We start from the raw sequence: 20,734 nt of genomic DNA, 5'->3' as shown, positions 1-20,734 counted from the left end.
ACAAAAAAGAGCCTCTTTCTTGTGCTCGAACACAAAAAAGAGGCTATATAAATATAATAATGTGTAAGCTATTATTTGCTTATTGCTGACAATTTGTTTTTAATTTTGTCCACATACGCATCAATTGTAGCTACAGCCACGATATTTACGACATCTCGCACGCTGGCGCCGAAGTCGATAAAGTGGATAGGTTTGTTCAGTCCCATCTGGATTGGGCCGATGATTTCTGCGTCGCTTCCCAGCATCTGCAGCATCTTGTAAGAAGAGCGTGCCGATGTGAGGTTGGGGAATACCAGTGTGTTCACCTTCTCGCCTTTCAGTCGAGTGAAGGGGTACTCCTGGTCTCTCAGCTCATTGTCCAGTGCAAAGCTCAGCAGCATCTCGCCGTCGATAGGCAGGTCGGGATACAGCTCGTGCATCTTGGCCACAGTATCTTTCACCTTCAGCGCGCCGTCGCTGGTGCTTGAGCCGAAGTTAGAGTGAGAAATCATGGCTATCACAGGTTTCTCGTTGAAGAAGCGTACTGCTGTAGCAATCAGCTTCGAGATGTCGAGCAGCGCCTCGCGGTCGGGGTTCTCATTCACCATGGTGTCGGCAATGTAATAAGTGCCCTTTGGCGAGTTGATGATATGCATGGTGCCGAAGTGCTTGAACTCTGGTCGGATACCAATCACCTCGTTTACAACCTTGATGGTGTTTGAGTACTTTGTGTACAAGCCGGTGATAAAGGCGTCGGCCTCGCCGGTCTCTACCATCATCATACCGAAGTAGTTGCGCTCAAACATCTTGTCGTTAGCCTCCTGGAAGGTGTAGCCGTCGCGCTGGCGCTTCTCAGTCAGGATGCGTGCATAACGCTCGCGGCGCTCCTGCTCAGATGGGTGGCGCAGGTTCACAATCTCAATACCGTCCAGGTTCAGATCCAGCGATGCAGCCATCTTGGTGATCACCTCGTCGTTACCCAGCAGGATGGGGTAGCAGATGCCCTCGGCCTTAGCCTGTACGGCAGCCTTCAGCATGGTGGGGTGTACGGCCTCTGCAAACACTACGCGCTGTGGGTGAGCAGCAGCTGTAGCGTAGAGCTTCTGTGTGAGCTTGGTCTCCTGTCCCAGCAGCACAGAGAGTGAACGCTTGTATTCATCCCAGTCTTCGATATTCTTGCGAGCCACACCGCTCTCGATGGCAGCCTTGGCTACAGCCGAAGAAACCTCGGTGATAAGGCGTGGGTCAACAGGCTTCGGGATGAAGTAGTTGCGTCCGAAGGTCAGGTTGTTCACCTTATACACATCGTTCACTACGTCGGGTACAGGCTGCTTAGCCAGGTCGGCAATAGCGTGAACGGCAGCCAGCTTCATTTCCTCGTTGATGGCCTTGGCATGCACGTCGAGCGCACCGCGGAAGATGTATGGGAAACCAATCACGTTGTTGATCTGGTTAGGATAGTCGGTGCGACCTGTTGACATCAGTACGTCTGGGCGAGCTGCCATAGCGTCCTCATACGAAATCTCAGGCACAGGGTTGGCCAGTGCAAAGATTACGGGATCCTTGGCCATTGATTTTACCATATCCTGCGACAGTACGTTGCCCTTCGAGAGGCCCACAAACACGTCGGCGTCCTTTACAGCCTCGGCCAGTGTGTGTATGTCGGTGCGACTGGTGGCAAAGAATTTCTTCTGCTCGTTCAAGTCGGTGCGCTCGGTTGAGATCACACCCTTTGAGTCCAGCATCACGATATTTTCCTTCTGTGCGCCGATGGCCATATACAGCTTTGTGCAGCTGATGGCAGCGGCACCAGCACCGTTCACCACAATCTTCACCTTCTTGATATCCTTGCCAATCACCTCCATGGCGTTCTTCAGTCCGGCAGCCGAGATGATGGCTGTGCCGTGCTGGTCGTCGTGCATCACGGGGATGTCCAGTGTCTTCTTCAGTCGGTCTTCGATGTAGAAGCACTCAGGCGCTTTGATATCCTCCAGGTTGATACCACCGAAGGTAGGAGCAATGCGCTCTACGGCCTCACAGAATTTCTCAGGGTCTTTCTCTGCTACCTCGATATCAAACACGTCGATACCGCCATAGATTTTAAACAGCAGACCTTTACCCTCCATCACGGGCTTGCCGCTCAGCGCACCAATGTCGCCCAGTCCCAGCACAGCTGTACCGTTAGAGATTACTGCCACCAGATTACCCTTATCGGTGTATTTATATGCATCGTCGGGTTTTTCCTGAATTTCCAAACATGGGTAGGCCACGCCTGGCGAGTAAGCAAGGCTTAGGTCTGTTTGCGTACGATAAGCCTTAGTAGGCTTTACTTCGATTTTGCCTGGTCTTCCGCTCTCATGATATTCGAGTGCGGCTTCTTTTGATATCTTTACCATAAAAGTGTATTATTAATAATGTTATTATTCTGAAATACGCCCGCAAAAATACAAAAAACTATTGAAAAACATTTGGGTTTTTAGTTTTTTTTGTAACTTTGCAGTCAAAATGGATGATTATGCAAGATTTTAAAGACATTACAGACTACAAATTGAATTTGAAGGAGCGAATACCCGATGTGGCCATGCAACTTTTTACCCAGCGAGGCATCCTCGCTGTGAGGATGGATGATGTGGCGCAGGAGATGGGTATCTCTAAGCGAACTATCTACGAACTATATGATAAGAAAGAGGATTTGCTGTTTGTGGTGGCAGTTAAGCATTTCAAGCAGCGCATGGATAGAATGGAGCAGGCTGTGAGCCATTGCACCAATGTGATGGAGGTACTGCTTGAGGTGTATCACATGAAGGTGGCCGACTTCAAGAAAACCAATCCTCTCTTTTTTACCGAGATGGTGAGATATCCCCAGGTGAAGCAGTTTCTTGATGAGCAGAATGAGCTGATGCGCGATCACAGTCTGGCTTTTATCCAGCGTGGCGTAGAGGAGGGCTATTTCCGTAGCGACCTTAATTACGAGATGGCTGTGCTGCAATTTGATGCCATGGGCGAGTATGTGATGGAGAAGGAGCTCTACCGCCAGTTCTCTATTGAAGAGATTTTCCGCAATCTCGTCTTCGTCAGCCTCCGCGGCCTGTGCACCGACAAGGGTATCAAAGCCATCGACGAGATGCTGTTTGATTAAGCAGCTATATTTATGGAAATGAAACGTTCTCACCCATGGAGGTGGGCAACGAGATTGAATACAGGCCAGAGTCGGTAATCAGCGACATCAACTGGACAGATATTCATCCTATCAAGCAGGTTTATCTTAACTATGATTGTGACACAGGTCAGAAGATGTGGGATCCGATGGTAGTGATACATGCCGTAGAAGGTGACTCGATGTTTTCACTCTCGAAGCGTGGCGTTGTTAAGCTCACCCCAGAGTGTGTAACTGTTTTTTCGCCGTTGGCAACAGGCAATGCCCGTTATCAGAAGCCTGGCTCCCAGTCGTGGTGTGATGATATGCTGGAGAAAATCAGGCACTACAACAAGATGCATTAGTCTGTGCTTGCTAAATCGCAGTCTTCAATTCTTCAACATCTTTCATGCCGCTTTGTTAGAGTGGGTTAGCGAGTCTATTAGGCGAAGCGATTGTTATTATTAATGCGCGCAATTTCTAGATTTAATCTTCGCAATTTCCGGCCTTAATGTTGCTATGCTTATTCTTTTATTTTGACGATGCAAAGGTACGAAAGTTTGATTGCGGTTCACGAATGTTTTCCCAACTTTTTTTTGAAAAAATAAAGAGATTGTCATGATTGTCACGATTGTCAATTGTCATTAAGCAGTTTACTCTCACAATTTGGTAATAGAATAAATATATTATATATAATATATTTATTCTATAGTACTATTTGCACCTCCCAACTTCAAAACCCTTAATGACAATCATGACAATGACAATCATGACAATGACAATCATGACAAATTGCCTTTTTCCTGAAACAACAAATCCCCACCATCATAATAGAGGCGGGGATTTGCAGATTGTTGTATCGTGGAGACGATTACTGATGCTGTTCACGCAGCAGGTCGTTCACGGTTTTAACGGGATTGAAGGTGCCCAGAGGAACCTCTACAAACACGGTGCTCCAGTTGCTCATAGCACCATTCCACAAGCCTGGCAGCTCCAGCGCCTTAAGCTCCTTGCCAGCCTTCGACTTAGAAGAGATGAAACCGGTGGTCTTATCCACAAAGTCGGGCAGGTTGAATGGTCGGCCCTGATAGTCCTTCACGGCGCAAACCAGATCTACTGGATTGAAGTGGGTGCCCTGAGTGAACATCTTCATATAAGCCTCGTTGTTGGTGTCGATTTGGCTGCTCTCCAGAATCTGCAAGCTCACGGTGCCATCCTGATTATAGGTGAGGAATGGGCCTCCGCCAGGTTCGCCCACGTTCTTAACTACACCACACACGCGCATGGGGCGGTTGAGTTTGCGGCGCAGATAGTCGGCATCCACCTTATTGTTTTTGGCATCGGTGCATAGATTGTTGGCTACGAATGCGGCAATCTCATCAAGCTGTGCGGGGGTGGCGCCAGTGTCGAGCACCTTCAGATATTCGAAGGCCTGCTGCTGCAGCGTAACCAGTACGCCTGCCAGCACCTGCTTCCATTCTACGGTCTCTGGTTTCAAACGGTCGGGTACTACGTTGTCAATATTTTTAATAAAGATAACATCGGCCTCGATCTCGTTCAGATTTTCAATCAGAGCACCATGACCGCCTGGACGGAACAGCAGACTACCATCCTCATTGCGGAATGGGGTGTTGTCGGGGTTGGCGGCAACAGTGTCGGTAGATGGTTTCTGCTCAGAGAAACTGATGTCGTACTTGATACCGTATTTCTGTGCAAAGAAGTCGGCCTTCTCGGCTACCTTGGCCTTAAACAGCTCCATGTGCTCGTGGCTCACGGTGAAGTGTACATGGGCCTCGCCGTTGGATGCGGCATAGAGCGCGCCCTCAACCAGATGCTCCTCCATTGGGGTGCGTGCACCTTCTGCATATTTGTGGAATAGCAGCAATCCCTTGGGCAGCTGACCGTAGTTCAAACCCTCGGCCTTCAGCATGTTGGCAGCCACAGCCTTATATTTTCCCTCGGCCATCAGTGCCTTGATACCCTTGCCCTCGTTCTTCTGGCAAACGGCATCGAGTGCATCGAAGAAAGCAAAGCTTTCGATGTTGTCAAAGTATTTCTTCTCAAAATCGGTAGTAGGAACATCGTAGTCGGCGTCAACAAACGCAAACATATTCTTGAACATGCGACTGGCTGCACCACTGGCGGGCACAAATTTTACCACGCGCTTGCCGGCAGCCTTATAGTCGTTCCAGGCAGCCACTAGCTTCTGACGCTCTGCAGCGTCGGGGGCGATGATACCACGGCCGATGCCTGCAGCAGCTTCCAACTTCAAGAATGGGAAACCTGTCTTAAACTCGTTTAGTTGATTCTCAATCTGCTCCTTGGTGATGCCTTTCTGAGCAATTTGCTTTAAATCTTTCTCTCCTAACATAATAATGGTATTTTTAGTCAATAATCTACGGCAAAATTAAGCATTTTCTTCGAAAAAAGCGAAATAATCAAAAGAAAAATGTATCTTTGCGCCAAAAAAACTGAATTTATGGCGGAAAAATTCGCATTTACATACGAAGAACGAAAGAGAATGGCATCTCAGACGGCCGAGATCCTGACAGAGGAGATAGGGTTGAAAGGGGATGCACTGACTGCTGTGCAGCTGATACCGGAGATAGAGGCAGGGCATATCCAGCTCGATGAGGTGGAGGCGAAATATGGTGCCTCGGTGTCGCGCATACTGCACGGACTGAGTCGTATCGAGCATCTCTATGACAAGAATCCGGCTGTGGAGAGTGAGAATTTCCGAAATCTGCTGCTGTCGTTTGCCGAGGATATGCGCGTGATACTGATCATGATTGCCGACCGTGTGAACCTGATGCGACAGATTCGCGATACTGACAATCTGGAGGCTAAGCAGGAGGTGTCGCAAGAGGCGGCTTATCTCTATGCGCCGCTGGCACATAAGCTGGGACTTTATAAGTTGAAGAGCGAGCTGGAGGACCTTTCGCTGAAGTATCTGGAGCACGATGCTTATTACCATATCCGCGAAAAACTGAGCGCCACCAAGTCGGCGCGCGATGCATATATAGATAGGTTTATCAAGCCTGTGGAACAGAAGATGATGGCTGCTGGCATACGCTGCCATATCAAGGGGCGCACCAAGAGCATCCATTCCATCTGGCAGAAGATGAAGAAACAGAAGTGCCCCTTCGAGGGTGTGTATGACTTGTTTGCCATCCGCATCATTATCGACTGCCCGCTGGAGCAGGAGAAGATGCAGTGCTGGCAGGCTTATTCTATCATCACAGATATGTATCAGCCTAACCCCAAACGACTGCGCGACTGGTTGTCGGTGCCTAAGTCGAACGGCTACGAGAGTTTGCATATCACCGTGCTGGGACCAGAACAGAAGTGGGTGGAGGTGCAGATACGCACAGAACGTATGGACGAGGTGGCCGAACGAGGCGTGGCTGCCCACTGGCGCTATAAAGGCGTGAAGGGCGAGACGGGGCTCGATGAGTGGCTGACGAATATACGTACGATGCTGGAGCATGCCGACGGACTGGATGCGATGGATCAGTTTAAGATGGAGCTCTACGAGGATGAAGTATTTGTTTTTACACCTGCTGGCGATTTATGGAAGTTCCCTGTTGGCGCTACTGTCCTGGATTTTGCATATCATATTCATTCAAAATTGGGCAATCAGTGTACAGGCGGACGCATCAATGGTAAGGTGGTGCCTATACGCTACGAACTGAAAAGTGGCGACCAGGTAGAAATACTGACGTCGGCCAATCAGAAACCCCGACAGGAGTGGTTGAACATTGTGAAGACCTCGCGTGCCAAATCAAAGATTCGTTTGGCGCTGAAGGAGACACAGGTGAAGGATGGTCTCTTTGCCAAGGAGATGCTGGAGCGTAAGTTCAGAAATCGTAAGATTGAACAGGACGATAGTATCATGTTCAATGTGATCCGCAAGATGGGTTACAAAGAAGTGAGCGACTTCTATAAGGCTATCGCCGACGGTGTTCTTGATACTAATGATGTGCTTGATAAGTTCTTGGAACTCAGGGATAAAGAAGCTGTAGTTACAGGAGATAATCAAGCTCGTTCGGCTGCCGAGTTTGAGCTCGACGAGTCGAAGATAGCCGGACTGAATCAGCCTGTGAACGATGATGTGCTGGTGATAGACCGCAACCTGAAGGGTCTGGATTATCAGTTGGCAAAATGCTGCTCGCCCATCTATGGCGACGAGGTGTTTGGTTTTGTTACCGTGAGTGGCGGTATCAAGATTCATCGTTGCGACTGTCCTAACGCCCCCGAGTTACGCCGCCGTTTCGGCTATCGCATTGTGCGCGCCAAGTGGAGTGGTAAAGGCTCTTCGCAGTACAGCATATCGCTGCGTGTAATTGGGAATGATGATATAGGTATTGTAAATAATCTTACAAGTATTATTTCGAAGGATGAGAAGCTGGTATTGCGCAGCATAAATATTGACAGTCATGACGGATTGTTCAGTGGCAATCTGGTGGTGATGCTTGAAGACACTTCGCGCCTGGAGGCGCTGATTAAGAAGCTGCGCACGGTGAAAGGTGTGAAGCAGGTAGAGAGAATATGATTTTAAGAGAAAATATGAATAAACAGTTATTGCTTGTGCTTTTGGTTGCAGTGTTGTTTGCAGCCTGTCGCGGTCGTGGTCGTTCGCGTGATGACATTGTGATAGAAGATGTGAAGTATCAGCCCCTGGTGACTGATTCGGCTGCTATCGACTCGATAGCCAATTCGGGTTTGGTGGATGAGGTTGCACCTATGGAAGTGCCTGATATTCCGAAGGATAGTGAGGTGGATATGAATGCCACTGACGAAGCTGCCGAGGAGATTATGACTGGCGGTGGCGATGGCGGCGAAGGCTAAACGCTACTCGCGGTAAATCCACGTGAGCAGACGGTTTATCCAACGTATGGAGAAGCGGAACCACCGATAGGTGCTCTGTTCTTTTCCACCGAAGCGCAGGATAAACTCGCGGTAGGGATTTCTGTGGAAGGGTAGGCCTACGTCCATGAATCGCATGTGCTGATAGCCGTTGTCGTAGGCATATTTCATCACATCCCAAACAACGATAGTGTCGGGGTGCAGCATGTGGTAAGTCTTGCGCCTGAATGCAGAATACCACAGGTATGCATCACCCTCGCTATACACGCAAACGGCACATGCTATCACTTTATCATGATACTTAGTCACAAACAGATTGCCGTTGTGGCTCTCCATCAGTTTTCTGAAAAATATATCGTCAGGAATAAAGCGCTTAGGCTTGAAGATATGGTGCTTGCGCAGAAGTTTTGAGAAGGCGGCGAAATCCTTTTCGCTGCTGACGATGGTGGTCTGCAGACCTTTCTGGTGCGAATGGTCGATACGCTTCTGCAGTTTCGGAGTGATGCGCTCTTCAGGTGCGCGCCGATGCAGCGAGTTGTGTATCGACATCCAGTTGACAGGATAGTAATTGTTTTCGCGCAGCACCTTATAGCCCAGCATCTTATTGCTCAGGTTGCTCACCTCGATATAGAGCACGCGCTTGTTCAGCTTCTGAGTAAGTGCGCTCAGCATCAGTCCAAACAGATAGTCTTGCTTATATTCGCTTTTCTGGCAGTAGGTGCCTTCGCCCAGAATGCGGCAGTGTATCAGCAGGAAAGGAGGCAGCCAGAAGGGGCGAAATCTCACGATGCCGAGCATGTGGCACACTTCGTGGCCATATGCATCGTAAACCACCACCATATAGGGCCGCTGTCGGGGCGTGGACTCGCATGCTTCCATCAGTTCGCGACTGTGAAAGTAGCTGCCCTGTAGCAATTCCGGCAAGCTCCGAGATTTGGTGTATATGGTGGTGATCAGTTGGTTCATAATGCAAAGATAGACATTTTTAAGCACGAATGGCACTAATTTCACGAATTTTTTAGTTTAAAAGACTTTTTTTCGCGTTAATTCGTGTGATTCGTGCCAAATTATCACTATCTTTGCACAAAAAATTAGCAAGCGTATGACAAGTTTTAAAGATTTGGCGCAACTGCGCCGTAGCCATCGTAAGTTCTCCGACCAAGAGATAGATCCCGAGCACCTGAAGCTGATTCTGCGTGCAGCGCTGATGTCGCCCACATCCAAGAGCCAGCGTGCCTGGCAGTTTGTGGTGGTAGATGATAAAATGGATCTGGAGAAGCTGGCTGATGCCAAGAATATGGGTTCGCAGTTCCTGAAAGATGCCCCTGTGGCTATTGCCGTGCTGGGCGATCCTATGCAGAACGACTGCTGGGTGGAGGATGGTTCTATCGCAACCATCTCTATGCAGTATCAGGCTGAGGAGCTGGGTCTGGGTTCGTGCTGGATTCAGATGCGTGGACGTGGTCTGTCGGATGGTACAGCTGCCGACGAGGTGATTCGTGGTGTGTTGGGCATACCCGACAACTTCAACTGTCTTTGCATCCTGGCATTGGGTCATTGGACCGATGAGCGCAAGCCCCAAGACGAAGAGAAACTGAAGTGGGAAAACGTACACTTGAATAAGTTTTAGGAATTGAAGTTTAATGATAAATTACGATTTAAATAAGATCAAGGCCATCATCTTTGATATTGATGGCGTGCTGAGTGCTGAGACCATCAATCTGAGTGCCGACGGCACACCACTGCGCACGGTGAATATCAAGGATGGTTATGCCATTCAGTTGGCCATGAAACTGGGATTGCGTATTGCCATCCTTTCTGGCGCAAAGGTTGACAGCCTGCGTGTGCGCTACGAGGGGCTTGGCGTCGAGGATATCTATCTGGGTTGCGCTGTGAAGATAGCCACCTATGATGAGTTTCTGGCTATTTATGGCTATACCGACGAAGAGGTGATGTATATGGGTGATGATATCCCAGATTTGGAGATTATGCGCAGGGTGGGTTGCCCTGTATGCCCCAAGGATGCATGCCCCGAGATTCGCGAGGTGAGTGTGTATGTGTCGGATCGCGATGGTGGCTATGGCTGTGGTCGCGACGTCATCGAACAGGTGCTGCGCGCTCAGGGTAAGTGGGTGATGAATGCGAAAGCCTTCGGATGGTAACTTTGATTTAGAATTGAAGAATAAAATTTAAAATGGACAAATACAAATATGTCTTGGCGAGTAATTCGCCGCGACGAAAGGAACTGCTGGCGGGGCTGGGACTTGATTTCGAGGTGCGTATCATCAAGGATATCGATGAATCATATCCCGCATCGCTGCCTGCCTCCGAAGTAGCACAGTATATTGCAGAAAAGAAAGCTGCGGCCTATAAGCCCACGCTGCAGCCCGACGAGTTGATCATTACTGCCGATACGGTGGTGATTGTGGGTGATGATATCCTGGGAAAACCTAAGGACGAGGCTGATGCAGTACGTATGCTGCGCGAAATCAGCGGTCGCACGCATCAGGTCACCACAGGTGTGTCGCTGCTCACAGCCACTCAGCAGCGCTCTTTCTCTGTGACCACTGATGTCACCTTCAAAGAACTGACAGACGAGGAGATTCAGCATTATGTCACGCAGTATCGTCCGTTCGACAAGGCGGGTGCCTACGGCATTCAGGAGTGGATAGGCTATATCGGCGTTACAGGTCTGCACGGCAGCTACTACAATGTGATGGGGCTCCCCGTGCAGCGCATCTACACCGAACTGCAAAAGATGTAAGTTTATGGCAACAGGAAAATGGATTGGTGGATTCGTGGGATGGATGGCTGGAGGACCGCTTGGCGCTCTGGCTGGCTATCTGTTGGGTTCGCTTTTTGATAGTATGCTGGATGGGGTGAACACACCCGAAAACTCCGGCACATGGCAGAATACAGCGTATCAGAATCAGGCATATCAGCAGCGACGCATGCAAGGCGACAGAAACAGCTTTCTGTTTGCACTGCTCGTGCTGTCGAGTTATATCATCAAGGCTGATGGTAAGGCGATGCACAGCGAAATGGAGCTGGTGCGCCAGATGCTGCGACAGAACTTCGGCGCTAACGCCGTACAACAGGGTAACGAGATTCTGAACCGCTTGTTTGAAGAACAGAAAAGACAAGGTTGGCAGCAGTTCAAGCAGACGGTGCGCGACTGCTGCGCACAGATAAACCGCCAGATGGACTACTCGCAGCGCCTGCAGTTGCTCAACTATCTGGTGATGGTGGCTAAGGCTGATGGCAGTGTGCCGCAGAGCGAGATTATGGCGCTGAAAGAGTGTGCCCAGTGGATGGGGCTGCACGCCAGCGAGATCGACTCGATGCTGCATCTGGAGGGTGACACCCTGGAGGATGCTTATAAGGTGCTGGGTGTTAGTCCAGATGCCAGCGACGATGAGGTGAAGAAGGCCTATCGTACCCAGGCGCTGCAGCATCATCCCGACAAGGTGGCCGCTCTGGGCGAGGATGTGCGCAAGGCTGCCGAGAAGAAATTCCAAGAGATAAATGCCGCCAAAGAGCGCATTTGGAAGGCGCGCGGACTATAATCCTACATTTTTTCAGGAAAAAGTTTGGATGTTTCTGTTTTTTTTTCTAATTTTGTGCCCTATCAAGCAATTAGCTTGATGATTTGAGCGTATGAAGTTGAGACTGAATAACATACTACTGCTATTAACGTTTACCATCGCGGTAAATGCTAATGGATTAAACTATTCTACTACAAAGCCCTTGGTGTTTGGTATTGACAAGGATTATCCGCCGTTGGAATATGTCGATGAAAAAGGCAATCCCAGTGGTGTGGACGTAGAGTTCACCAAGTTGCTGATGGAGCGTTTGGGCATCCCCGTGAAGTTTGCCCCTAACAACTGGACGGCCATTGCTGGCGACGTGCTGAGTGGTAAGGTCGACTTGGGCATGATGGTGTATTCTCCTTATCGCAAGGATGTTACTAATTATTCGCGTGCCGTCTTCCGCCTGTATCACCAGATTGTCACCCGCAAGGACGAGAAGCGCAATTATGGTCTGCGCGACGTGAAGGGCATGAAGATTGCGCTGATGTACAGTCGCCCCGTGATTGACACGCTGCAGAGAGCTGGCGCCAAGATTGTGCTGGTGGAGGATCTCACCAAAGCTTTCAGAGATCTTTCGGCTGGTAAGTACGATGCACTTATCTGTTATCGCTATCAGGCCAAATCGCTGATAGCCATGCATAAGTTTACTAATCTGGTGGGCGAGGATCTCACGCTTACCCCGCGAGAGTATTGCTACGTCAGTCATGATGAGAAGCTGATTAACGCCATCAACAAGGAGCTCGACGCGATGGAAGATGAGGGCGTGATGGACGAAGTATATGCCAATGTGGCCTCAAGTTTCAATGGTGTTATCATCCCCAAGTGGGTATGGATTGCTACAGCAGCCTTAGTCTTTGCTATCCTGCTGGGCGTGATATGGATGCAGCGGCGCTATAATGGCAAGCTGAAGACGGCTTTGGCATTAGCCCGTGAGAGTGAGGAGAAAGCACGCCAGAGCGAAGAGATAGCCCAGAAGAGTGCCGAAGAGGCGCGTATCAGCGAGGAGCGCGCTAAGCATAACGAAGAGATAGCCAAGGCCAGCGAGGAGCGTGCCAAGCATAATGAGGAGATAGCTAAGGCCAGCGAGGAGCGCGCTAAGCATAATGAAGAGATAGCCAAAGCCAACGAGGAGAAGGCCAAGGCCAATGAGGAGGCTGCCCGCAAGAGTGAAGAACTCAAGGAGATCTTCTTCAGCAATATGAGTCATTCGCTCCGCACACCGCTCAATGCGATTATCGGATTCTCAGATCTGCTGATGTCGATGGAAGACGGGGCTATGCCGCGCGAAGATCGCGACAACCTGTTGCAGCTGATCAATAAGAACGGTCTCGACTTGTTGCATCTGGTCAACGAGCTGTTGTCATTAAGTGAGGTTGAAGACGATGGTCAGACCTTTAAGCGCGAAGTGGTGGATGTCGACAATGAAATGGGGCTGTATGCCTCAGAGATTCGTGCCCAGTTGCGCGAAGGCGTAGAGCTGGAGGTGGTAGAGCCTATCGATGGTCTGCGAGCTCTTGTTGACAAGAAGTTGATGCGCGTTGTCACCATGCATCTGTTGGACAATGCGCTGCAGCACACGTCAGAAGGCAAGATTACGCTCACCTATTTCCTGAAAGAAGGCGGTTTGTATGCCGAAGTGAAAGATACGGGCGAAGGACTGCCTGAGAAGTTGAAACAGAATATCTTCGGACTCCTGTCTGATAGAAATGCATACACCCACGACGAGAGTCAGGAGAATCCTGGACTGGGACTGAGTGTGTGCAAGTCGATTATCGATCGCTGTAACGGAAAAATAGGTGCGCGCGATAACACAGAAGATGGTAAAGGAACTATTTTCTGGTATTGGGTGCCAACAGAAATATTAAGTTAGGAGACAAATAGAAATGACACTAATCATCGTCATATTATTGCTGTTAGGTTACGTTGTGATAGCCACTGGCCATACAACGGGAGTGAACAAATCGGCTATTGCCATCTTTATCGGCACAGTAGGTTGGGTGGTGTATATCTGTTATGGCACCGATTTTGTGATGCAGAATCATGCACAAGACTACTGGGACTTTCTACAGGGCAGTCTGCCATCGAGCGATGCCGTGAAATACTATATATATAATAATGTGTTTCTTTATTATGTAGGTCGTGCGGCTAGCATCGTGATGTTCTTGCTGGCCACGATGAGTATTGTAGAGATATTGAACACGAATGGCTGTTTTGATTTCGTAAGAAAGTGGATTCGCACGCGCAATTCCAAGCGCCTGCTCTGGACCATCACACTGGCCACTTTTATCCTTTCGGCTAATCTCGACAACCTCACTACTGCCACGATGATGCTGGTTATCATGCGTGCCATCGTGCAGAATCGCCGTCAGCGCATGCTGATAGGCGCAGCCATTGTGCTGGCTGCCAACTGTGGTGGTTGTCTCACGGTGATTGGCGATCCCACCACCTTGGTGCTGTGGGGCGACGAGGCCATCACCGCCACCAAATACACTTCGTATATGGCGCTGCCAGCCATTCTGGCTTGGATTGTGCCCACCATACTGATTAATCGCGAACTGCCAGAGCGTCTCGACACGCAGTGGGCGCCCATACCGTTCCGCGGCGATGACACCAATCTGCTTCCTTGGCAGCGTGTGGTGATGCTCTTCGTGGGTATCGGCGGTTTGTGGTTTATCCCTACTTTCCACACCATCACCAAGCTGTCGCCATTCCTCGGCGCGCTGTGCGTGCTCAGCATCCTGTGGGTGGTGAATGAGGTGATGAACCGCAAGCTGATCAATGCTGACCAGATGATGCAGCGCTTCACACCGCGCTCTGTTCAGTTCGGTCCGTTGCAGCAGATACTCTTCGTCATGGGCATCATGCTGGCAATGGGTGTAGTCACAGAGACGGGCGTGTTCAGCGATGTGGCCGAGTGGATTGATACCACCATCGGCAGTGTATGGGTGCTGGGTATCGTATCAGGCTTGCTGAGCGGTTTGGTTGATTCGTTTACGATTGCTATGAGCGATATCTCGCTTTATCCGATAGCTGATGCTGCCATGAAGGGAAGTTATGCAGAGAATTTCGTCATCAATGGTGCTTATTGGAAAATCATCTCTTACTGCACGGCTGTTGGTGGCTGTCTGCTCAGCGTGGGTTCTGTAAGTGGCTTGGCGCTGATGCGTATGGAGCACATGCGACTGGGGTGGTATGTCAAAAACCTTACACTGAAGGTGATGGCTGGTATGCTGGTGGGATTGGCTGTGCTGTGGCTTGAACTGAATTATGTATAACTAAACAATATAGTAGTAATATGACAAAGATTAAGACAATTGGTATCCTGACGTCGGGAGGCGATGCACCAGGAATGAATGCCGCTATACGTGCCGTGACACGTGCCGGTATCTACAACGGTTTTAAGATTAAAGGTATATATCGTGGTTACGAGGGACTGATTCATGATGAGGTTCAGGAGTTTACCACCGAAAATGTAAGTGGTATCGTGACGCGAGGCGGAACCATCCTGAAGACAGCCCGCTCTAAGGAGTTCCCAACTCCAGAGGGTATGCAGAAGGCTTATGAGACCTGTGTGAAGGAAGAGATAGATGCACTGGTTGTGATTGGTGGTAATGGCTCGCTGACAGGTGCGCGCAACTTCGGTATGGAGTTCGATTTTCCTGTTATCGGTCTGCCTGGTACTATCGACAACGACTTGTATGGTACCGACTCTACCATTGGCTACGACACCACCATGAATACCATCATGGAGTGTGTGGATCGTATCCGCGATACGGCCAACTCGCATGAGCGTATTTTCTTTGTTGAGGTGATGGGGCGCGATGCCGGTTTCCTGGCTCAGAACTCAGCTATCGCCTGTGGTGCCGAGGCAGCTATCGTGCCTGAGGAGAGTACCGATGTCGACCAGCTGGCACAGTTTATGAGTCGTGGTATCCGCAAGTCAAAGAAGTCGTGTATCGTCATCGTGTCAGAGAGTCCTAAGTGTGGCGCTCTCTACTATGCCGACCGTGTGAAGAAAGAGTTCCCCGAGTTTGATGTACGTGTGTCAATCTTAGGCCATCTGCAGCGTGGTGGAACCCCTTCTGCTCGTGACCGAATCCTGGCTGCTACCACTGGTGTGGGCGCCATCGAGGCCATCAAGCAGGGTCAGCGCAACGTGATGGTAGGTATCCGCAACAATGAGGTGGTTTACGTGCCCTTCAGCGAGTGCATCCGTACCGATAAGCGTTTTGACAAGCGATTGATAAAAGTGCTCGATGAACTCAGCATTTGATATTAAACATTCTTGGCGATGCCAAGCGTACTAAAGAAACGATTAAAAGATTAAACATTAAATGCCAGATATAAAAAAGATTGTATTAACGGGAGGACCATGTGCTGGTAAGACTACCGCGTTGGTAAAGATTACAGAGTATTTCTCTGGGTTTGGCTACAAGGTGTTTAATGTGCCCGAGGTGCCTACTATCTATAGCACCGCTGGCTGGAACTACCTGACGCCCAATCGCGACCTGTATTATCAGGGTGAGCGTGCCATCCTGGAGACGCAGTTGGCGCTCGAAAATCAGTTCATGCGCCTGGCCGAGGTCTGCGAAGACCCCGTTCTGGTGGTGTGCGATCGTGGTGCGATGGATATATCAGCCTATATCAAACCCGAAGAGTGGGAAGAGATCACACGCATGGCGGGCACCAACAGCAATGAGCTCCGCGAGAGTTATGATGCTGTGCTCCATCTGGTGAGCGCTGCCGATGGCGCTGAGCAGTATTACACCACTGCCACCAATGCTACCCGCTACGAGCAGGCCAACGAAGAGGGCTTGCGCATCGCTCGTGAGCTCGACAAGAAGGTGATACAGGCTTGGACTGGTCATCCTCATCTGCGTGTCATCAACAATCACGACGACTTCAATAATAAGTTGAAGCGTGTGATAGCTGAGATTTCAAAGGTGGTAGGACTGCCGCAGCCCGTGCAGGATGAGCGTATCTTCCGCGTGGAGATTACTGGTGAGATTCCAGAGTGCTCTGAAAGTGAAATCACACAGACCTATCTGGTGGCCGAGCCCGGTAGCGAGGTGCGCCTGCGCCGCCGTGAGTGGAGTGGGGGCAAGGTGGTGAATGTGCACCGCTCTAAGAAGCGCCTCTCCGAGACTGAGGTCATCGAGACAGAGCGACAGGTTGACAACAACCTCTACGAGCAGATGCTGCAGCAGGCCGATCCCTATCGTGTCACCATCCGCAAGAAGCGTCAGAGCTTTATCTGGAAAGGTCAGTTCTTCCAGATCGACACCTTCCAGCAGCCCGTCAGCAATCTGGTGATGATGGAAACCAAGGGTGTAAGTAAGCAGGAAACCGTCAACTTCCCGCCTTTCGTTAAGGTGCTGGAGGATGTCACGGGCAATCCGAAATATCTGAACTATAACATCGCTTTGAGACGATAAAAAGTCGCGAAAAATCGTTTATTTGGGAAATTTGTCGCAGAAAAGTTCGTTAGTTCGGATATTATTACGTACCTTTGCATGCATAAATTACAAATTCAAAATCTATAGTAACTTTAAAAGAATAACAGCGTATGTCACAAATTACTGGACACATTTCGCAGATTATCGGTCCTGTTATCGACGTTTATTTCGATACCGAGGGCCAGGATGCCGAAAAGGTGTTACCTAAAATCTACGATGCTTTAAAGATTGATCGTGGCGACGGGCGCGAACTGATTGTCGAGGTGCAGCAGCACATCGGCGAGGATACAGTGCGCTGCGTGGCTATGGACAATACCGACGGACTGCATCGCGGACTGGAGGCTATTCCTCTTGGCTCACCTATCGTGATGCCTGCCGGCGATCAGATTAAGGGTCGAATGCTGAACGTGATTGGTCAGCCTATCGACGGTATGAAACAACTCGATATGCAGGGGGCATACCCCATCCACCGCGAGGCTCCTACTTTCGAGGAGTTGTCAACAAAGAAAGAGATCCTGGCCACAGGTATCAAGGTTATCGACCTGCTCGAGCCTTACATGAAGGGTGGTAAGATCGGACTCTTCGGTGGTGCTGGTGTAGGTAAGACCGTGCTTATCATGGAGCTTATCAACAACATTGCCAAGGGTCACAACGGATTCTCTGTCTTCGCTGGCGTAGGTGAGCGTACTCGTGAGGGTAACGACCTGATTCGCGAGATGATTGAGAGCGGCGTTATCCGCTACGGTGAGAAGTTCCGCGAGGCGATGGATCAGGGTAAGTGGGATCTGAGTCTCGTTGACCCTGAGGAGTTGAAGAAATCTCAGGCCACACTGGTATATGGCCAGATGAACGAGCCACCAGGCGCACGTGCCTCTGTAGCGCTCTCAGGTCTGACTGTTGCCGAGGGCTTCCGCGATGGTGGTGGTAAGGATGGCGGCGCTGCCGATATCCTGTTCTTCATCGACAATATCTTCCGTTTCACTCAGGCTGGTTCTGAGGTGTCGGCTCTGCTGGGTCGTATGCCATCAGCCGTAGGTTATCAGCCTACACTGGCTTCTGAGATGGGATCGATGCAGGAGCGTATCACATCTACCAAGACTGGTTCTATCACCTCAGTACAGGCTGTATATGTGCCTGCCGACGACTTGACCGACCCTGCTCCTGCCACAACCTTCACTCACCTGGATGCTACTACCGTGCTCGACCGTAAGATTGCCGAGCTGGGTATCTATCCCGCTGTTGATCCTCTGGGTTCTACATCACGTATCCTCGATCCACTGATTGTGGGTAAGGCTCACTACGATTGCGCCCAGCGCGTGAAGGAGATTCTGCAGCGCTACAAGGAGCTTCAGGATATCATTGCTATTCTGGGTATGGATGAGCTCTCTGACGAGGATAAGCTCACTGTGAACCGCGCACGTCGTGTACAGCGCTTCCTGTCGCAGCCATTCTCTGTAGCATCTCAGTTCACTGGTCTGCCTGGTGTGATGGTGCCTATCGAAGAAACTATCAAGGGCTTCAATGCCATTCTCGACGGTGAGGTTGACGACCTGCCTGAGCAGGCATTTCTGAATGTTGGTACCATCGAAGATGCCAAGGAGAAGGCTAAGAAACTGCTCGAAGCTGCTAAAGCGTAACATTAAAGATTAAACATTAAAGTTTATGTTGCAGCTTAAGATTGTTTCTCCCGAAAAGATAGAGTTCGACGGCGCTGTTGAGAGCGTGCTCGTGCCTGGCACTATGGGCCAGTTCGAGATACTGCAGGATCACGCACCTATCATCTCTACCCTCCAGTGCGGCACAGTGGAGTTCACCACTGCCGAGGGCAAAACCCAGCTGGAGATACAAGGTGGTTTCGTGGAGGTGCAGAAGAATGTGGTAAGTCTTTGTGTAGAACTGAAGTAATTTTTAGATAATAATGACAATGGATATCCAGAAGTTGAGTATAGCCTACATTCGTCAGGGACTGATGGTGACAGCAGCCTTGGCGCTCATCGCCCTGTTGGTGATGCAGGTGAAGTATCTCGACTTGCTTGCGCCCGTCATTGTCAGTGTGGTGTTCTCGCTCGTGGTATGCGTGGCCATCGCCCTGATATGGCGCCGTGTAGCCCAGCGCTCTGCTGAGAGCCTGCCCACCTTCTTTACAGCGGTGTCGGGCTTCCGCATGCTATTGGCTCTGGCAGTGATGTTTGTCTATTATCTGGTTGATACTCAGGACTCTATGCTTCGTTTCTTCATGGTGTTTATAGCGTTCTATTTTGCAATGCTTGCCCACCATTCCATCTTCTTCGCCAGAATTAATAATAGATAAGTAGTAATGAAAACAATTAAAACGATAATCCTCCTGATGATGGTAGCCTTGCTGCCTGTGCCTGCCCTCGCTAACGAGGGTGGAGAAGGCGAGGAGCTCGACATCCCAGAGATTGTGTTGGAGCACTTGGCCGACTCTTACGAATGGCATATCGCCAGCTATCAGGGTAGTCATATCAGCATTCCGCTGCCCATCATCCTTCGTAGCGCGAGCGATAATCCAGGACAAAAGTGGTTCTTCTGTACCGCTCACAGTCTGCCCGAACAGTTCTTCTTCAGCGAGGAACATCACGGCAAAATTTATGAGCGTGTGGGAGGCGAAGAGGTGCGCCCCCTCGACCTGAGCATCACCAAGAGTGTACTGCAGATATGGATCGTGGTGGCTGTGCTGATTACAGTATTCCTGAGTTGTGCCCGCTGGTATAAGAATCACGATGCGAAGAGCGAGGCTCCGAAGGGATTTGTAGGAGCGATGGAGATGATTGTGATGACCATTCACGACGACCTCATCAAGTCGTCGATAGGTGAGAAGCACTACAAACCGTATGCGCCTTACCTGCTCACAGTGTTCTTCTTCATCCTTACATGTAATCTCATCGGATTGATACCTGTATTCCCTGGTGGCGCTAACGTTACGGGCAACATCAACATCACCTTCTTCTTGGCGGTGTGCACCATGTTGGCCATCAACATCTTTGCCAATAAGGAGTACTGGAAGGAGATTTTCTGGCCCGAGGTACCTCTGTTCCTCAAGGCCTATCCCGCTCCTGTCATGCCGCTCATCGAGCTGTTCGGAGTGTTCACAAAGCCTTTCGCGCTGATGATTCGTCTTTTTGCCAACATGATGGCTGGTCACGCTGTGATACTCTCGTTCACCTGTGTGATTTTCCTCGGTTGGTCGATGGGCGTAGGATTCGGTCTCGGACTCAATGCTTTCAGCATCATCATGCTTCTGTTTATGAATGCACTCGAGTTGCTGGTAGCGTTTGTTCAGGCCTACGTATTTACTATGCTTAGTGCGGTGTTTATCGGGCTTGCCCACAAGGAGCACCATGCTGAGTAAAATGTAAAATAGTAAAAATTGAAAAGTTATAGAATTCAAATAATTCGAATAGAAAACAACATTATTAATAATTAAAAATTAAAAGTATTATGATTTCAGCTTTATTTTTAGCCGAGGGTCTGGCTCAGCTGGGCTGCGGTATCGGTGCAGGTATTGCAACAATTGGTGCAGGTTTGGGTATTGGTAAGATTGGTGGCAGCGCCATGGATGCTATCGCCCGTCAGCCAGAGGCTACTGGTAAGATCCAGACAAACATGATTCTGACATCTGCATTCGTTGAGGGTTGTGCCCTTTTCGCTATTGCAGCTTGTGCATTCCTTATCAAGTAAGGGGA

General features: G+C 49.8%; 20 protein-coding genes. 17 read left to right on the top strand and 3 right to left on the bottom strand.

All coding sequences use genetic code 11. The annotated features are described in order from the left end of the window. Positions 1-71: 71 nt before the first annotated feature. Positions 72-2,375: an NADP-dependent malic enzyme gene (locus T360_RS0113525; RefSeq protein ID WP_028913257.1), complete on the bottom strand. Its 2,304-nt coding sequence runs from the start codon at positions 2,373-2,375 to the stop codon at positions 72-74. 119 nt (positions 2,376-2,494) lie between these two features. Between T360_RS0113525 and T360_RS0113520 the strand changes: the two genes are divergently transcribed. Both T360_RS0113520 and T360_RS0113515 read left to right on the top strand, forming a co-directional pair. Beyond that, on the top strand, positions 2,495-3,118 hold the full coding sequence (locus T360_RS0113520; protein WP_036929756.1) for a TetR/AcrR family transcriptional regulator: 624 nt from the start codon (positions 2,495-2,497) through the stop codon (positions 3,116-3,118). 35 nt (positions 3,119-3,153) lie between these two features. After that, positions 3,154-3,480 (top strand): hypothetical protein, encoded by a 327-nt coding sequence (locus T360_RS0113515; RefSeq protein ID WP_028913255.1) that lies wholly within the window; start codon positions 3,154-3,156, stop codon positions 3,478-3,480. A gap of 506 nt (positions 3,481-3,986) precedes the next feature. On the opposite strand, the gene T360_RS0113510 is transcribed toward T360_RS0113515, so the two are convergent. Next, positions 3,987-5,486, bottom strand: coding sequence for a DUF4301 family protein (locus T360_RS0113510; protein ID WP_028913254.1), 1,500 nt, complete (start codon positions 5,484-5,486; stop codon positions 3,987-3,989). A gap of 150 nt (positions 5,487-5,636) precedes the next feature. Between T360_RS0113510 and T360_RS0113505 the strand changes: the two genes are divergently transcribed. Together T360_RS0113505 and T360_RS0113500 are read left to right on the top strand one after the other, a co-directional pair. Beyond that, positions 5,637-7,667, top strand: a complete 2,031-nt coding sequence (locus tag T360_RS0113505) for a bifunctional (p)ppGpp synthetase/guanosine-3',5'-bis(diphosphate) 3'-pyrophosphohydrolase (protein ID WP_369793528.1) — start codon at positions 5,637-5,639, stop codon at positions 7,665-7,667. 14 nt (positions 7,668-7,681) lie between these two features. Next, the gene (locus tag T360_RS0113500; RefSeq protein ID WP_028913252.1) at positions 7,682-7,963 is read left to right on the top strand and encodes a hypothetical protein; all 282 of its coding nucleotides are present in this window, start codon (positions 7,682-7,684) and stop codon (positions 7,961-7,963) included. Positions 7,964-7,966: 3 nt separating this feature from the next. On the opposite strand, the gene T360_RS0113495 is transcribed toward T360_RS0113500, so the two are convergent. Further along, a complete protein-coding gene (locus tag T360_RS0113495; protein ID WP_028913251.1) occupies positions 7,967-8,947 on the bottom strand; it encodes a GNAT family N-acetyltransferase in 981 nt (326 codons plus the stop codon). Between the two features lie 136 nt (positions 8,948-9,083). On the opposite strand from T360_RS0113495, the gene T360_RS0113490 reads away from it, so the two are divergent. The 13 genes from T360_RS0113490 to atpE all read left to right on the top strand — a co-directional run bounded on the left by T360_RS0113490 (position 9,084) and on the right by atpE (position 20,729). Further along, entirely contained in the window at positions 9,084-9,611 is a 528-nt protein-coding gene (locus T360_RS0113490; RefSeq protein ID WP_028913250.1) for a nitroreductase family protein, read from the top strand. A 13-nt stretch (positions 9,612-9,624) separates the two neighbouring features. Further along, positions 9,625-10,143 (top strand): HAD family hydrolase, encoded by a 519-nt coding sequence (locus tag T360_RS0113485; RefSeq protein WP_028913249.1) that lies wholly within the window; start codon positions 9,625-9,627, stop codon positions 10,141-10,143. Positions 10,144-10,175: 32 nt separating this feature from the next. After that, complete coding sequence (locus T360_RS0113480; RefSeq protein WP_036929592.1) at positions 10,176-10,745, top strand: Maf-like protein; 570 nt, start codon at positions 10,176-10,178, stop codon at positions 10,743-10,745. 4 nt (positions 10,746-10,749) lie between these two features. Further along, entirely contained in the window at positions 10,750-11,547 is a 798-nt protein-coding gene (locus T360_RS0113475) for a DnaJ domain-containing protein (RefSeq protein WP_028913247.1), read from the top strand. 91 nt (positions 11,548-11,638) lie between these two features. Continuing rightward, on the top strand, positions 11,639-13,441 hold the full coding sequence (locus T360_RS0113470) for a transporter substrate-binding domain-containing protein (protein WP_028913246.1): 1,803 nt from the start codon (positions 11,639-11,641) through the stop codon (positions 13,439-13,441). Between the two features lie 13 nt (positions 13,442-13,454). After that, positions 13,455-14,846 carry an SLC13 family permease gene (locus T360_RS0113465; protein WP_028913245.1) on the top strand — a complete coding sequence of 464 codons (1,392 nt, stop codon included), beginning with the start codon at positions 13,455-13,457 and terminating at the stop codon, positions 14,844-14,846. A gap of 20 nt (positions 14,847-14,866) precedes the next feature. Beyond that, complete coding sequence (gene pfkA / locus T360_RS0113460) at positions 14,867-15,844, top strand: 6-phosphofructokinase (protein WP_028904323.1); 978 nt, start codon at positions 14,867-14,869, stop codon at positions 15,842-15,844. 61 nt (positions 15,845-15,905) lie between these two features. Further along, a complete protein-coding gene (locus T360_RS0113455) occupies positions 15,906-17,006 on the top strand; it encodes an AAA family ATPase (RefSeq protein ID WP_028913244.1) in 1,101 nt (366 codons plus the stop codon). Positions 17,007-17,137: 131 nt separating this feature from the next. After that, positions 17,138-18,664, top strand: coding sequence for a F0F1 ATP synthase subunit beta (gene atpD, locus T360_RS0113450; protein ID WP_028913243.1), 1,527 nt, complete (start codon positions 17,138-17,140; stop codon positions 18,662-18,664). A 25-nt stretch (positions 18,665-18,689) separates the two neighbouring features. Beyond that, on the top strand, positions 18,690-18,932 hold the full coding sequence (atpC, locus tag T360_RS0113445) for an ATP synthase F1 subunit epsilon (RefSeq protein ID WP_028913242.1): 243 nt from the start codon (positions 18,690-18,692) through the stop codon (positions 18,930-18,932). A gap of 13 nt (positions 18,933-18,945) precedes the next feature. Then, on the top strand, positions 18,946-19,338 hold the full coding sequence (locus T360_RS0113440) for a hypothetical protein (protein ID WP_028913241.1): 393 nt from the start codon (positions 18,946-18,948) through the stop codon (positions 19,336-19,338). Between the two features lie 6 nt (positions 19,339-19,344). Further along, positions 19,345-20,400 (top strand): F0F1 ATP synthase subunit A, encoded by a 1,056-nt coding sequence (gene atpB / locus T360_RS0113435; RefSeq protein WP_028913240.1) that lies wholly within the window; start codon positions 19,345-19,347, stop codon positions 20,398-20,400. Positions 20,401-20,486: 86 nt separating this feature from the next. Then, positions 20,487-20,729, top strand: a complete 243-nt coding sequence (gene atpE, locus T360_RS0113430) for an ATP synthase F0 subunit C (protein ID WP_028913239.1) — start codon at positions 20,487-20,489, stop codon at positions 20,727-20,729. Positions 20,730-20,734: the final 5 nt, after the last annotated feature.

This window comes from Prevotella sp. MA2016 (assembly GCF_000619825.1).
GTDB lineage: Bacteria > Bacteroidota > Bacteroidia > Bacteroidales > Bacteroidaceae > Prevotella.
Note: the sequence above shows the minus strand (reverse complement) of the source record. Positions and strands in the feature narration are given on the sequence as shown.